At 61.9% G+C, this 15,217-nt stretch carries 13 protein-coding genes; 10 read left to right on the forward strand and 3 right to left on the reverse strand.

Annotation, left to right across the window (positions count from 1 at the left end):
- Positions 1–256: 256 nt before the first annotated feature.
- The gene (locus FX982_RS12625; protein WP_122537336.1) at positions 257–592 is read right to left on the reverse strand and encodes a pilin assembly protein; all 336 of its coding nucleotides are present in this window, start codon (positions 590–592) and stop codon (positions 257–259) included.
- A 243-nt stretch (positions 593–835) separates the two neighbouring features.
- On the opposite strand from FX982_RS12625, the gene ppc reads away from it, so the two are divergent.
- The 6 genes from ppc to FX982_RS12655 all read left to right on the forward strand — a co-directional run bounded on the left by ppc (position 836) and on the right by FX982_RS12655 (position 7,411).
- Positions 836–3,472, forward strand: a complete 2,637-nt coding sequence (gene ppc, locus FX982_RS12630; RefSeq protein ID WP_172610923.1) for a phosphoenolpyruvate carboxylase — start codon at positions 836–838, stop codon at positions 3,470–3,472.
- Between the two features lie 284 nt (positions 3,473–3,756).
- Entirely contained in the window at positions 3,757–4,404 is a 648-nt protein-coding gene (gene adk / locus FX982_RS12635; RefSeq protein ID WP_172610925.1) for an adenylate kinase, read from the forward strand.
- A 90-nt stretch (positions 4,405–4,494) separates the two neighbouring features.
- Positions 4,495–5,169 carry a tRNA (adenosine(37)-N6)-threonylcarbamoyltransferase complex dimerization subunit type 1 TsaB gene (gene tsaB / locus FX982_RS12640; protein WP_172610927.1) on the forward strand — a complete coding sequence of 225 codons (675 nt, stop codon included), beginning with the start codon at positions 4,495–4,497 and terminating at the stop codon, positions 5,167–5,169.
- Between the two features lie 334 nt (positions 5,170–5,503).
- Positions 5,504–5,794, forward strand: a complete 291-nt coding sequence (locus FX982_RS12645) for a hypothetical protein (protein WP_172613045.1) — start codon at positions 5,504–5,506, stop codon at positions 5,792–5,794.
- Entirely contained in the window at positions 5,791–6,663 is an 873-nt protein-coding gene (locus tag FX982_RS12650) for a DUF72 domain-containing protein (RefSeq protein WP_438826278.1), read from the forward strand. The genes FX982_RS12645 and FX982_RS12650 overlap by 4 nt, the downstream gene beginning before the upstream one ends.
- 49 nt (positions 6,664–6,712) lie before the next feature.
- Positions 6,713–7,411, forward strand: a complete 699-nt coding sequence (locus tag FX982_RS12655) for an extensin-like domain-containing protein (protein WP_172610931.1) — start codon at positions 6,713–6,715, stop codon at positions 7,409–7,411.
- Between the two features lie 45 nt (positions 7,412–7,456).
- On the opposite strand, the gene FX982_RS12660 is transcribed toward FX982_RS12655, so the two are convergent.
- Complete coding sequence (locus tag FX982_RS12660) at positions 7,457–8,086, reverse strand: energy transducer TonB (RefSeq protein WP_172610933.1); 630 nt, start codon at positions 8,084–8,086, stop codon at positions 7,457–7,459.
- 98 nt (positions 8,087–8,184) lie between these two features.
- Here FX982_RS12660 and FX982_RS12665 point away from each other — a divergent pair, with 98 nt between their 5' ends.
- Together FX982_RS12665 and FX982_RS12670 are read left to right on the forward strand one after the other, a co-directional pair.
- A complete protein-coding gene (locus FX982_RS12665) occupies positions 8,185–8,976 on the forward strand; it encodes a class I SAM-dependent methyltransferase (protein ID WP_172610935.1) in 792 nt (263 codons plus the stop codon).
- Positions 8,977–9,104: 128 nt separating this feature from the next.
- Positions 9,105–10,193, forward strand: a complete 1,089-nt coding sequence (locus FX982_RS12670; protein ID WP_172610937.1) for a catalase family protein — start codon at positions 9,105–9,107, stop codon at positions 10,191–10,193.
- 90 nt (positions 10,194–10,283) lie between these two features.
- Here FX982_RS12670 and FX982_RS12675 read toward each other — a convergent pair whose 3' ends face one another.
- A complete protein-coding gene (locus FX982_RS12675; protein WP_172610938.1) occupies positions 10,284–10,916 on the reverse strand; it encodes a TetR/AcrR family transcriptional regulator in 633 nt (210 codons plus the stop codon).
- 106 nt (positions 10,917–11,022) lie between these two features.
- On the opposite strand from FX982_RS12675, the gene FX982_RS12680 reads away from it, so the two are divergent.
- Positions 11,023–12,123 carry an efflux RND transporter periplasmic adaptor subunit gene (locus tag FX982_RS12680; protein ID WP_172610940.1) on the forward strand — a complete coding sequence of 367 codons (1,101 nt, stop codon included), beginning with the start codon at positions 11,023–11,025 and terminating at the stop codon, positions 12,121–12,123.
- Between the two features lie 4 nt (positions 12,124–12,127).
- Positions 12,128–15,208, forward strand: a complete 3,081-nt coding sequence (locus FX982_RS12685; protein WP_172610942.1) for an efflux RND transporter permease subunit — start codon at positions 12,128–12,130, stop codon at positions 15,206–15,208.
- The last annotated feature ends 9 nt before the right edge of the window (positions 15,209–15,217 follow it).

A 15,217-nucleotide genomic window follows, 5' to 3' on the forward strand; every position in this document is an offset into this window, starting at 1 on the left:
CAGCAGCAGCCCACGCGGATGGATGGTGTTGCGTCACTTCCGCTGTCATCTGACGGCTTTACTGCAATGGCTAACTGGTCGGACCGCTGCGTTTTTTGAATAGTTCAGACATTTTTTTAAACTTCCGGTCAGCTTTTGTTACGTGTTGTAAAATTGACGCTCAAAAAAATGACGCCGGTTTGCTCCTGACATTGCCGGCCTGACGCCGCTCGTAGCGGATTCGACGTGTCAGAAACCGACGTCGCAGACGCAACCCTCAAGAGCCTTCCCGATCGGATATTTCCTGAAGGTGGCGCCGAGACAGTTCGAGAAACCGAGGCGTGGGGCCGACGTCTTCGTAAAGCGGGTTGCCTTCCTCATCGGTGGCAACGACATGCTGGCCGCGCACGTATGGGAAGCTCGCCTCCAGTTCCTCCAGCGCCGCGCCGATCAACTCGCCGAGCAACTCCTCGGGCGTGCGCTTGGGGTACATCTCGGCGATCGCCGCCAGCCGCGCGGCAGCCTCGACATCCAAATGAATAGCGTAGGCGGTCTCGGTCAGACGGCCCTTGGCGTTCTGTTCCCACTGTTCGGCGAGCTCTCGGATCTTCATGAATACCTCATCATTGCCCGCAGCACGGCGGGCGTTGGACGTGGGCCTGAGCCACAGTCAGGCGTGACTGAGACGGGCTTCCCCGGCGGTGAACGTGCGTCGAGGGTTGCGTAGGGACATCAATTTGTCGCTCTATACACACCAATAGAAACGAAACCCCGCAGGGCGTTCCGTTCGGCAGCAGCGAATGGACCCCTGCAAGGACTCGCCGGTAAAAACAATAAAGCTGAAGGAGAGGGCTGGATGGCTGATATCGATGCACGATTGCGCGAGGACGTTCACCTGCTGGGTGAGCTGTTGGGCAACACCATTCGTGATCAGCACGGTGCTGATTTCCTCGAGAAGATCGAGCGCATCCGTAAAAGCGCGAAGGCAGACCGACACGCGTCGACTCAAGGCACTGAGCAGCTTAGCTCCAGTCTTGAGGGTCTGGGCGAAGATGAGTTGCTGCCGGTCGCGCGTGCGTTTAACCAATTCCTCAATCTGGCGAACATCGCCGAGCAATATCAGCTGATTCATCGTCGCGATGACAGCAAGCCGCAGCCGTTTGAATCCCGCGTGCTGCCTGAGCTGCTGGAACGCCTGAAGCAGGCCGGGCAGACGCCAGAGGCGCTGGCGCGGCAATTGACCACGCTGGAAATCGAGCTGGTGCTCACCGCGCACCCCACCGAAGTCGCGCGGCGCACGCTGATTCAGAAGTACGACGCCATCGCTGCGCAACTGGCCGCCCTTGATCATCGCGATTTGAATCGCCACGAGCGTGAGCAGATCACCGAGCGCTTGCAGCGACTCATTGCCGAGGCGTGGCACACCGAAGAAATCCGCCGCGTTCGCCCCACCCCTGTCGACGAGGCGAAGTGGGGGTTTGCGGTCATCGAGAATTCCCTGTGGCAAGCGATTCCCAACTACCTGCGCAAGGCCGATCAGGCGCTGCACGCCGCGACCGGCCTGCACCTGCCGTTGGAAGCGGCGCCGATTCGCTTCGCTTCCTGGATGGGCGGTGACCGCGACGGTAACCCCAATGTGACCGCCGCTGTCACCCGTGAAGTGTTGCTACTGGCGCGCTGGATGGCCGCCGATTTGTACTTGCGCGACGTCGATCAACTGGCCGCCGAGTTGTCGATGCAGCAAGCCAGCCCTGCGCTGATGGAAGCGGCGGGCGACAGCGCCGAACCTTACCGCAGTGTTCTGAAACAGCTGCGCGAGCGGCTTCGGGCCACGCGCAACTGGGCCCATGCCTCATTGAGTGTCACCCAGGTCGCACCGGAAGACGTTTTGCACGACAACCGCGAGCTGCTCGAGCCGCTGCAACTGTGTTTCGACTCACTGCATGAATGCGGCATGGGGGTGATCGCTGATGGCCCGCTGCTCGACTGTTTGCGCCGCGCGGTGACCTTTGGCCTGTTCCTGGTGAAGCTCGACGTGCGCCAGGATTCCACGCGGCACAGCTCGGCCATGAGCGAGATCACCGAATACCTCGGGCTCGGCCGCTATGACGAGTGGGATGAGCCGACCCGCATCGACTTCCTGCTGCGAGAACTGGACAACAAGCGCCCGCTGCTGCCCGCGCATTTCAGCCCTGAAGCGGACACCGCCGAAGTGTTGGCGACCTGCCGTGAAGTAGCGGCTGCGCCGGCGGCGTCGCTGGGGTCGTATGTGATTTCCATGGCCGGCGCGGCCTCCGATGTGCTCACCGTTCAACTGTTATTGAAGGAAGCCGGGCTGCAGCGCTCCATGCGCGTCGTGCCGCTGTTCGAAACCCTCGCCGACCTGGACAACGCCGGCCCGGTGATTGAGCAGCTGTTGAGCATTCCGGCCTACCGCCGAAGCCTGGAAGGTCCGCAGGAAGTCATGATCGGTTACTCGGATTCGGCCAAGGACGCCGGCACCACCGCCGCGGCCTGGGCGCAGTACCGGGCGCAGGAAAAACTGGTTGAGATCTGCCGCGCGCAAGAGGTTGAGCTGCTGCTGTTCCACGGTCGCGGCGGTACGGTCGGTCGAGGCGGCGGCCCTGCCCACGCAGCGATTCTGTCGCAGCCGCCCGGCTCGGTGGCGGGGCGTTTCCGGACCACCGAACAGGGCGAGATGATCCGCTTCAAATTCGGCCTGCCGGACATCGCCGAGCAGAACCTCAACCTGTATCTGGCCGCGGTCCTGGAGGCCACGCTGCAACCGCCGCCGATGCCGCAACCGGCCTGGCGCCAAGTGATGGACGAACTGGCGGCAGATGGCGTGAAAGCCTACCGCGCCGTGGTGCGGGAAGACCCGGAGTTCGTCGAATACTTCCGTCAGGCCACGCCGGAACAGGAATTGGGACGCTTGCCCTTGGGCAGCCGACCGGCCAAGCGCCGCGAAGGCGGGGTCGAAAGTCTGCGCGCGATTCCGTGGATTTTTGCCTGGACCCAGACGCGCCTCATGCTGCCCGCATGGCTGGGCTGGGAAAACGCGTTGAGCAAGGCGCTGGAGCGCGGTCAGGGCGATCTGCTCGCCGAGATGCGTGAACAATGGCCGTTCTTCCGCACCCGCATCGACATGCTGGAAATGGTGCTGGCCAAGGCCGACAGTGACATCGCCCAGCTCTACGACGAACGTCTGGTGGAGCCGAAACTGCTGCATTTGGGGGGGCATTTGCGCGGCCTATTGTCGCAGGCGTGTGACGTGGTTCTTGGCCTTACGGGTCAGTCCCGGCTGTTGGCCCATAGCCCTGAAACGCTGAAGTTCATCAGCCTGCGCAACACCTACCTCGACCCGCTTCATTTATTGCAGGCGGAGTTGCTGGCACGCTCCCGCCAGCAGGAAGCGAGTCTGGACAGTCCGCTGGTGCAGGCGCTGCTGGTGTCTGTCGCAGGCATTGCCGCCGGATTGCGCAACACCGGCTGACGGGGCAGCGCGCGCGACCGAATCAGGACGAGGGTGTTGATTCGGGCGCGCCGGATGCGTTGCGAGCAGTGCAGCCTTACCGAGTTGCACGTCGTCCCGCCCTTGCGCCGATCGATGCCAAGCTACTGGTTTTTCGCGGGTTACTGCGACTTTCGGCGTCTTGTGCGGCATGAATCGGCTGTGTATCTTGATCAGCCTTTGGCCGTTGGGTCAGTAAAATTTTGCGATTGGCCCCATTTAGGCGAATCCGACGATATCTCTATAAAAATTTGAGGAGCACAACAATGCGCGTGATTCTGCTGGGAGCTCCCGGGGCCGGCAAAGGTACTCAGGCAAAGTTCATCACTGAGAAATTCAACATTCCGCAGATTTCCACCGGCGACATGCTGCGCGCTGCGGTCAAGGCCGGTACCGAGCTGGGCCTGCAAGCCAAAAGCGTCATGGACAGCGGCGGCCTGGTCTCCGATGACCTGATCATCGGCCTGATCAAGGATCGCCTGTCCGAGCCTGATTGCGCTGGCGGTTGCCTGTTCGACGGCTTCCCGCGCACCATTCCTCAGGCAGAAGCCCTGAAGAAAGCCGGCCTGGCCATCGATCACGTCATCGAGATCAAGGTCGATGACGAAGAGATCGTCAAGCGCATCTCCGGTCGCCGCGTTCACGAAGGCTCCGGCCGCGTTTACCACACCCTGTACAACCCGCCGAAGGTTGACGGTGTGGACGACGTTACCGGCGAGCCACTGGTTCAGCGCAAGGACGACGTCGAAGCCACTGTTCGCCATCGCCTGTCGGTCTACCACTCTCAGACCAAGCCGCTGGTAGATTTCTACACCAAGCTGCAGACGCAGGACGGCACACCGAAGTGCAGCCACATCGAAGGCGTGGGCACGGTCGAGCAGATCACCGCCAAGGTGCTTGAAGCCCTGAGCTGATTCGCGTCTCACGGCATTGAACAACGGCCCGCTTGCGGGTCGTTGTTGTTTATAATGCGGCACTTTTTTCGCACAACGATGGAAACCCCGATGACCACCTTGCTGGCCCTGGACACCGCCACTGAAGCCTGTTCAGTCGCTTTGCTGCATGACGGCAAAGTGCTGACTCATTACGAGGTGATCCCGCGCCTGCACGCGCAAAAACTCCTGCCGATGATCAAGGCCTTGCTGGCCGAGGCGGGCATTGGCCTGTCGGCGCTGGACGCCATCGCATTCGGCCGGGGCCCGGGCGCGTTTACGGGCGTGCGCATCGCCATCGGGGTGGTGCAGGGGCTGGCCTTCGGTCTGGATCGCCCGGTGCTGCCGGTCTCAAACCTCGCGGCCCTCGCGCAACGGGCCTTGCGTGAGCAGGGCGCCACTCAGGTCGCGGCCGCCATCGACGCGCGGATGGACGAAGTCTATTGGGGTTGCTACCACGAAGTGGCGGGAGAGATGAAGCCGGTGGGTGAAGAGGCGGTCATGGCGCCGGAGCTGGCCGCTTTGCCAGGCGCTGCAACGGGCGACTGGTTCGGCGCCGGCACAGGCTGGGGTTATGCCGAGCGTATTGCCGCCGTTGTCAGTGCCCGGGACGCCACACTGTTGCCCCACGCGCAGGACTTGCTGACCCTCGGTACGTTCGCCTGGCACCGTGGCGAAGCCATCGTCGCCGACAACGCCCAACCTGTTTACCTGCGCGATAAAGTCGCCACGCCCAAGGCGCGCTGAGCGTGACATCAGGTACACGCACGATCATCAATCTGTAGGCGCCGGCTTGCTGGCGAACCTGGGCCATTTACTACCACTGCAGTAACGGGATGATTTGCGTTCGCCAGCAAGGCGCCTCTCACTGATTGCTGGCATCCACCGCCCCTAAATGCATGGCTGTACGCCGGATCTGCGAACCAAGTCACACCGTTGATGACCGTTCGGCGATAAATCCGCAGAAAATTCCGGCTGCTTTAAACAATTCGCAATAAGTGTGGTCTAGTTATCGTTCGCATGTTTGCTTAAGGGCTTACTGTGAGATTAAATTGCCACTATTAGACGCCGAGTAAGCATGATGCGAATCACCGGTCCTTCACCACGTACCTACCCGATCAAGCGCAAGACGCGCAAGGATTCTGCGGCGCTGGAAGGCTCGTTCGAGGAAGTGAACGATGAGATCGAGGTGAACCCGCAAGTGGCCCGTCGCCAGACCGGGACCACGGCCAATGTGCCCGCGCGTCAGCAAGACATTATCTTCCCCCGTGCCATGAGCACCCGCGTCGCCCATGCGTTGAGCAGTTACTTGATGACCTCGACCTTCGTCGAATGGGACCTCGAAGTCTCCGGGCTCGACCTCCACGTTTGAACCTCGCCCACCCGCCTTACTACATCGGTTGCCCGTCCTGGAGCGAAAAAGCCTGGCGTGAGTCCCTGTACCCGCCGGACGCCCCAGACCTGGATTTGCTTGGGTTGTACGCGCAGGTCTTCAATGCCGTCGAAGGCAACACCACGTTCTACGCCCGTCCCAAACCCGAGATCGTCCAGCGTTGGGCGGACGCCTTGCCCGAGCACTTCCGCTTCAGCGCCAAAATTCCCCGTGACATCAGCCATGCCGGCGACCTGCGCGAGCACTTGGGCGCGGTGGAGGATTTCCTGCAACTGCTGGCGCCATTGGGGTCGAGGCTTGAACCGCTGTGGCTGCAGCTATCGGCCAGTTTCGGCCCCCATCGACTGAATGAGCTGGGCGCGTTCATTGATGCGCTGGAAGGCCGGCCGCTGGCGGTGGAAGTGCGCAACATGGCGTTTTTCACCAAGGGCGAAGACGAGCGCCAGCTCAACCGCCTGTTGCGCGACCGCGGCGTCGAGCGCATCTGTCTGGATTCCCGGCCGCTGTTCAGTTGCGTTTCCAGTGAGCCTGCCGTGCTTCATGCGCAATCGAAGAAGCCCAAAGTGCCGCCGCGGCCGGCGGCGCTGACGTCCTTTCCCCAAGTGCGCTTTATTGGCGGGCCGGATGAGGCGATCAACGAAGGCTTCATCGTGCAATGGGCGGAAAAGGTGGCCGGCTGGATCGAGGAGGGGCGTACGCCCTCGGTGTTCCTGCACACCCCTGACAACATCGCCTCGCCCCAACTGGCCCGTCGTTTTCACCGTCAGTTGATGACCCTGCTGCCGGGCCTGCCCGATCTGCCGCAACTCGATCGCGGTCGGCAAGTGGAGCAACTCGGGCTGCTCTGAGGTCGAGATAGGGTGGACTCATCCCTCCGTCAGACGAGAACCTCCCTGCATGCGCGGCTCGACCCTCTTTCTTCTACTGATTTTGATCGGCGCGGCGGTCGCGGTATCGATCTGGCGTGGCTGGTTGCCTGTCGCTGACCGCTGGAACCCGTGGGCGCCGTTGAATGTGCAGGACGAGCCCAATCTCATTACGCCGTTCAAGCTCTGGCGATTGCAGGAGGATCCGGCGTTGTGCGAGGCCGCGCTGCACACCTCGACCCTGCGTTACACGCACCAGGCCGACAGTGCCGCCGACGCCAAATGCCCGCTGACCAACACCTTGCGGATCCAGGGCGGCGACGTCGCGCTGAGCAGCAGTTTTCTGTCCAGTTGTCGCCTGGCGGTGGCGTATGCGCTGTTCGATATTCATCAACTGCAGCCAGCGGCCCAGGCCGTATTCGGGCAAAAGGTCGCGCGGGTCGATCACCTCGGCAGCTTTGCCTGCCGCAACATCTACAACCGCAGCGAAGGCCGCCTGAGCCAGCACGCCACCGCCAACGCGCTGGACATCGCCGGATTTCGCCTGGCAGACGGGCGCCGGATTTCGGTGCTCAAGGACTGGAAAGACGACGGCGACGAGGGGCGTTTTCTGCGGTTGGTGCGGGATGGCGCCTGCCAGCAATTCAATACGGTGCTGAGCCCGGACTACAACGCCGCGCACCGAAACCACTTTCACCTGGACATGGGACGCTGGCGGGTGTGTCGCTAAAGGCAGCGAACGAGGTTGCGCGGTTCGGTTGGGTTAAACCAGGCGTCAGGCCGCGAGACGAAGGTTCTGCAGCACAATCGGCCGCGCCCAGCCGTTATCGAAGGCCAGATGACGCTGCTGCTCGGTCATTTCTTCAGTGCTGAAAGGCGTCGCAGGCTTGTCGGCCAGGTTCCACTCGAACTCGGCAATCGGCAGGAACAGTGGGCGAGGCTGAGGGCCCGGGCCGGGTTCTACGCTGTCATCGTACGGGTTGAGGACGGTCGGGCGAACCCAGTTGTCATCGAATTCGAGGTTGCGCTGCTGCTCGATCATTTCCAACGCGGTGAACGGCTTGGCGGGCTTGTCGGCCAGGTCCCATTCGAACTCGGCGATCGGCAGGAACAGCGGCTCCGGCGGCGCGATTTCCTTGTCCTGAACCGGGCATTCACGTTGCTCGACGATCTTGTCCAGCGCGGTAGCACCGGCAATCGGCTCGCCGGTCTGGTTGTCCGTCGCGGCAACGGCGCTGTATTCCGGGGTTTCGCCTGCGTTGTCATCGACCTGTTGAGCCATCGCACGAGCAAACGCGTCCTGCCAGAGCTGCGTGACGCCGCTCAGGGTTTGGGTATTGCGTACGCTGTAGTCGCCTGCGTACGTCAAATAGCCTATCGAGGAGGTTTGCTGAATGTCTGACATAAGCGCTCAGTACAGCCCGTGGGTCTGGCAAAATGCCGGATACTTTTGTTATCGGCAGCCGTTGCCAATCATTAAGAATATTTGAGCGTATAGAGACAATGACTGAGCAACACGCGGGCAGCCGCATTCGGGTCGACAGCCTGACCTCCGACGGGCAGGACACCGCAGCGCAATGGGCGCAGCGACTGGGTTTGCCGCTGGCCGACGCCGACGCGGATTTCGCCCTGCAAGTGGCCGAAGACGGCCTGCAATTGCAGCAACTGGGTGACGACGCGCCGGGCCCGGTCCGAGTGGATTTCATCGAGGGCAAGGCGGCCCATCGGCGTCTGTTTGGCGGCGGCAGCGGGCAGATGATCGCCAAGGCCGTGGGCATTCAGCCGGGCGTGCGGCCTCGGGTGCTGGATGCCACGGCGGGGCTGGGCAAGGACGCCTTTGTGCTGGCGAGTCTGGGCTGCGAAGTGAGCCTGATCGAGCGGCAGCCGATCATCGCCGCGCTGCTTGAAGACGGCCTGGCGCGTGGGGTGAGGGACCTGGAGGTGGGCGGGATCATCGCGCAGATGCGCCTGTTGACCGGCAATTCCATTGAGCTGATTCGCCAATGGGAAGGCGAGCCGCCCCAGGTCATTTACCTTGATCCGATGTTTCCTCATCGGGAAAAAACCGCGCTGGTGAAAAAGGAAATGCGCCTGTTCCGGCCTCTGGTGGGCGATGACATGGACGCTCCGGCGTTGCTGGAAGCGGCGCTGGCGCTGGCCAGCCACCGCGTCGTGGTCAAACGCCCTCGCAAGGCGCCAAGCATCGAAGGCGCCAAGCCGTCCTACGCGCTGGACGGCAAATCCAGCCGCTACGACATTTACCCGATCAAGGCGTTGAAAATCGCGCGGCCGTGAACTTCATCCGATTAGATGAACCCGGCAATCATCGGCGCAGTCATCTGCTGTGCCGATGCCAGAAAATCCACCGTATGAGTGGGCTCGTCGGAGACAAACCTGACCTGATCCGTAGCCGGAGATAACCGATGAGCGCTTCCACTTTGTCTGTAACCCCATTGCCGTTCGAGCCGCACTTCGAGCAGATACCCGATGACGAGGCTCAGACGAGCAAAGAACTCGCCGAGGCCATGCACAGTATTCTGGAAACCACCTACAAGGATGGCGGCCATGCCATACGCAGCGTGCATGCCAAAGCCCATGGATTGCTGCATGGGCAGATCCACATTCTGGATAATCTGCCGCCCGAGTTGGCGCAGGGTGTCTTCGCCTATCCCGGCACGCTGGACGTGAAGATGCGCTTTTCAACCAATCCCGGGGATGTGCTCGACGACAAAGTGTCAACGCCGCGCGGTCTGGCCATCAAGCTGGTCGGTGTGCAGGGCGCACGCCTGCCGGGCAGTGAAGGGCAGGTTACCCAGGACTTCGTGATGCAGAACGCCAAGGCGTTCACGGCCGCCACGCCGAAGGATTTTCTCAAGACCTTGAAGCTGCTGGCCAAGACCACCGACAAAGTGCCCAACATGAAGAAAGCGCTGTCGGCGTTGTTTCGTGGCCTGGAGTCGACGGTCGAAGCGATGGGCGGGGAGAGTGGCACGCTCAAATCACTGGGCGGGCATCCGATGACCCACTTACTGGGTGAAACCTATAACACTGTGGTGCCGTTTCTTTACGGCCGCCATTACGCCAAGCTGAGCGTGGTGCCTGTCTCCCCCGAGCTCACCGCGTTGACCGACCAGAAGGTGGACCTGAATGACCATCCCGACGGTTTGCGCGAAGCGGTGCGCAGTCACTTCGCGAGCAAGGGAGGGGTGTGGGACGTGCGTATCCAGCTCGCCACCGACCTTGAAAAAATGCCGATTGAAGATGCTTCGGTGGAATGGCCGGCAGAGCTGAGCCCGTTCGTGACCGTGGCCCGTATTGAAGTGCCGCTCCAGGACAGCTGGTCGGAAGAACGCCAGCAGGAAATCGACGACGGCATGGCCTTCAGCCCCTGGCATGGCGTGGTCGAACACCGGCCACTCGGCGGCGTCATGCGGGTTCGCAAGCCGTCCTATGAGCTGTCTTCAGGCTTCCGCGCCAGCCACAACGGCTGCCCGATGCACGAGCCTCGCTGATCCCTCCGCCAGTCCCACGGGCGCGCGCGGTGTTGTAGGACCGGCTTCAGCCGGGAAGAGGCCCGCGTGCGCACCCTCGTAGTTATCGCCCTAAACCCGATACGCCTTGAGAAACAACGCTACCACTTCCCGCACATGGTGCTCCGCGGTCTGCTCATCCGGCAGTTCGCCGGTGCCGATCAGCAGCCTGAAATTGCACACCCCTTTGATCAAACACAAAAAGTGCCCCGCTGCGCCAGCAGGCGATTCGAAGCGCAGACCGTTCGTGCCGTTCAGTTTGGTCAGAAACCGTTCCATCTCATGCAGGATGCGCTGTGGTCCCGCTTCGAAAAATACTTGAGACAATGAAGACCCTTGGGTTCCCAGGGTGATCATCAGGCGATGCAAATCGATGGACTCAGGGCTGTTGATCAGCGTCTGAAATCCTCTGGCAATACCCAGCAATACTTTCTCGACGGGCTCACCCATCGGCACATCCACGAACAACCCCGGCACCTGCTCCTCACAGCGCGCAACCACCGCGCAGGAAAACAATGTCTCCTTGTCGGTGAAGTGGCTGTACACCGTGAGCTTGGAAACTCCGGCTTCAGCGGCAACGGCATCCATGCTGGTGTTGGCGTAACCATTGCGGACGAACAGGTTTTTGGCGGCTTCGAGAATAGCCTGGCGCTTGGCCAGATCCTTGGGGCGGCCGGGTCCGGTGGAGGAGGTCGAGTCAGTCATGGCGTTGTCAGGCGTCTTCGTTTGATTAGTGGACTGTTCAGTTCGGTAATTTTAAATATACTCGCCGGTACAATTATTCAAAGCTCTCTTGCCAAGGTGCCTCATCATGCTCCGCGATGCCCTGCTTCTTGCCCTGCCGGTCAGTCTCATGGTGGCACTTTCCGGTTGCGGCAAGGAGGCACCGGTGACCGCCGCAGTGCGGCCTGCCATGGTGGTGCAACCGTTGCCGTCTGCCCAGTCCATGGACAGCTATCCGGGCGAGGTCCGCGCTCGCTTTGAGCCGGAACTTGCTTTCCGCATTTCTGGCAAGGTCAGCAAGCGTCTGGTCGAAGAAGGCGAGCGGGTCACCGTCAATGAGCCGCTGGCCGAGCTCGATGCCCAGGACGTGCGCTTGCAGCAGGACGCCACCCGCGCTCAGGTTGCCGCTGCCGACGCCAACCTGCAGACAGTCCGCTCCGAGCGCGACCGCTACAAAACGCTGATGGACCGGCAGATGGTCAGCAAGTCGCTGTACGACAATGCCGAAAACACCTACCGCGCCGCAGACGCCCGTCTTAGACAGCTCAAGGCTGAATTGACCGTTGCCGACAATCAGACCGGCTACGCCGTGCTTCGTGCGTCGCAAAACGGTGTCATCGCCAGACGATTGGTGGAAGTCGGTCAGGTGGTGGCGGCCGGGCAGACCGTCTTCACTCTGGCCGCTGACGGCGAGCGCGAAGTGTCGATCAGCCTTCCGGAGCAGAATTACGGCCGCTTCAAGATCGGTGATCCGGTTTCCGTCGAACTCTGGACCCAGCGCGAGCAGCGTTTTCCGGGCCGCATCCGTGAGCTCTCGCCCGCTGCCGATCCACGTTCGCGCACCTTCGCCGCGCGCATCGCTTTCGCCAGCGGGAAGGTCCCGGCCGAGCTGGGCCAGAGCGCTCGGGTTTACATCCAGTCCGAACACGCTGTTCCGTTGTCCGTGCCGCTTTCCGCGCTGACCGCCGAAAACGGCGTGACCTATGTCTGGCGTCTGCAAAGCGATGCCACCCTGAAACGCACGCCAGTGCAGGTCGGCGCCTACGGCCAGGAAACCGTGCCGGTGCTCAGCGGCTTGCAGGCCAGCGACTGGGTCGTCGCAGCGGGTGTGCACGTGCTCCACGAGGGCGAGCAGGTGCGCCCGGTCGACCGCAGTAATCGGGCGGTGAAGCTGGCGGCGAAGGAGTAGGGGCATGCGTTTCAATCTTTCCGAATGGGCCCTGCGTAATCGGCAGATGGTCCTGTATCTCATGATCCTGCTGGCCGCAGTCGGTGCGCTGTCCTACACCAAACTGGGCCAGAGTGAGGACCCGCCCTTCACCTTCAAAGCCATGGTCATTCGTACGCTCTGGCCGGGCGCGAGTGCCGAAGAGGTGTCGCGACAAGTCACTGATCGAATTGAAAAGAAGTTGATGGAAACCGGCGATTACGAGCGCATTGTCTCGTTCTCGCGGCCCGGTGAATCCCAGGTCACGTTTGTCGCCCGAGACTCATTGGTTTCCGCGCGGCTGCCGGAACTCTGGTATCAGATCCGCAAGAAGATCAGCGACATCCGTCAGAACCTTCCGGCCGGCGTGCAGGGCCCGTTCTTCAACGATGAATTCGGCACCACGTTCGGCAATATCTACGCGCTGACGGGGGAGGGGTTCGATTACGCAGTGCTGAAGGACTACGCCGATCGCATCCAGATCCAGCTGCAGCGGGTCAAGGACGTCGGCAAGGTCGAGTTGCTCGGTCTACAGGACGAGAAGATCTGGATCGAACTCTCCAATGTCAAACTCGCGACCCTAGGCCTGCCGATGCAATCGGTGCAGCAAGCGCTGGAAGCGCAGAACGCCGTGGTGGCGGCGAGCTTTTTCGAGACGCCCAGCGAGCGTGTTCAATTGCGCGTGACCGGGCGTTTTCAGACCGTCGACGAGATTCGCAGCTTCCCGATTCGCGTGGGTGATCGCACGTTCCGCATCAGTGATCTGGCCGATGTGCGCCGTGGCTTCAACGATCCGCCCGCGCCGCAAATGCGTTTCATGGGTCAGGACGCCATCGGGCTCGCCGTCGCCATGAAAGACGGCGGTGACATTCTGGTGCTCGGCCGTGCGCTGGAGACGGAGTTCGTGCGCTTACAGAACAACCTTCCTGCCGGCATGCAGCTGCGCAAAGTCTCGGACCAGCCAGCGGCGGTGAAGACCAGCGTTGGCGAATTTGTGCAGGTGCTCGCCGAGGCGTTGGGCATTGTGCTGCTGGTGAGCTTTTTCTCTCTGGGCGTGCGCACCGGGATGGTGGTGGCACTGGCGATTCCGCTGGTGCTGGCGATGACATTCGCCTGCATGTATTACCTGGGCATCGGCCTGCACAAGATATCCCTCGGCGCATTGGTGCTGGCGTTGGGCTTGTTGGTGGACGACGCAATCATCGCCGTGGAAATGATGGCGATCAAAATGGAGCAGGGTTACGACCGGCTGAAGGCCGCCAGCTTCGCCTGGACCAGCACCGCGTTCCCGATGCTTACCGGCACGCTGATCACCGCAGCAGGTTTCCTGCCCATCGCCACCGCGCAGTCGAGCACCGGCGAGTACACCCGCTCGATCTTTCAGGTGGTCACCATTGCGCTGATCGCCTCGTGGATTGCTGCGGTGGTGTTCGTGCCGTATCTGGGCGCGCGGCTGTTGCCGGACCTGGCAAAAATCCATGCCGCCAAACATGGCGTCGGTGCCCACGCGCCGGATCCTTACGGCACGCCGTTCTACCGACGTGTTCGCGGGCTGGTGGGCTGGTGTGTGCGCCGCCGCAAAACGGTCATCGTGCTGACTATTGCGCTATTTGCCCTGTCGATTTTCATGTTCCGCTTCGTGCCACAACAGTTCTTCCCGGCATCGGGCCGGCTGGAGTTGATGGTCGACTTGAAGCTTGCTGAAGGTGCCTCGCTGACCAGCACCGCCGAGCAGGTCAAGCGGCTGGAAGCGATGATCAAGGACCACGCCGGCGTCGAAAATTACGTGGCCTATGTCGGCACCGGTTCTCCGCGGTTTTACCTGCCCCTGGATCAGCAATTGCCCGCGGCCAGTTTTGCCCAGTTCGTTGTGCTCGCGAAAACCATCGAAGACCGCGAGGCGCTGCGCACCTGGTTGATCCAGACGCTGGATGAGCAATTCCCGATGCTGCGGCCCCGCGTCACCCGCCTGGAAAACGGCCCGCCCGTGGGCTATCCGGTGCAGTTTCGCGTCACGGGCGAGCACATCGACGAGGTGCGCGCGCTGGCCCGCAAGGTGGCGGCGAAGGTCCGGGAAAACCCCCATGTGGTCAATGTGCATCTGGACTGGGAGGAGCCGAGCAAGGTCGTCTACCTGAATGTCGATCAGGATCGGGCCAGGGCGCTGGGCGTAACCACTGCCGACCTGTCGCGTTTCCTGCAAAGCCAGTTGACCGGGTCGAGCGTGAGCCAGTACCGCGAGGACGACGAGCTGATCGAAATCCTGCTGCGCGGCACGGAGCAGGAGCGCCATGAACTGGGCAGCCTCGCCAGCCTGTCGGTGCCGACCAGCAACGGCAGCAGTGTCGCGCTGTCCCAGGTGGCGACCCTGGAATACGGTTTTGAGGAGGGCATCATCTGGCACCGCAACCGGCTGCCGAACGTGACGGTGCGCGCTGACATCTACGGCAAGGAGCAACCGGCAACGCTGGTCAAACAGATTCTGCCGACGCTGGAAGACGTGCGCGCCGAGTTGCCGGACGGTTACCTGCTGGAGGTGGGCGGCACGGTGGAAGATTCGGCCCGCGGGCAGAACTCGGTGAACGCCGGGGTGCCGCTGTTCATCGTGGTGGTACTGACCTTGCTGATGATTCAGCTGCGCAGTTTCTCCCGCACGTTCATGGTGTTTCTGACCGCGCCCCTGGGGCTTATTGGGGTAACGCTGTTTCTGCTGCTGTTCAACCAACCATTCGGCTTTGTGGCGATGCTGGGCACCATCGCGCTGTCGGGGATGATCATGCGTAACTCGGTGATTCTGGTCGACCAGATCGAGCAGGACATCGCGGCGGGTCTGGACCGCTGGCAGGCGATCATCGAAGCGACGGTGCGGCGCTTCCGGCCTATCGTGCTCACCGCGCTGGCGGCGGTGCTGGCGATGATTCCGCTGTCACGCAGCGTGTTTTTCGGGCCCATGGCCGTCGCCATCATGGGCGGCCTGATCGTCGCTACCGCACTCACCCTGCTGTTTTTGCCCGCACTGTATGCGGCGTGGTTCAGGGTGAAAAAGGATGAGCGGGTCGAGGTTTGATCGCTTAAC

Source organism: Pseudomonas graminis, assembly GCF_013201545.1.
GTDB lineage: Bacteria > Pseudomonadota > Gammaproteobacteria > Pseudomonadales > Pseudomonadaceae > Aquipseudomonas.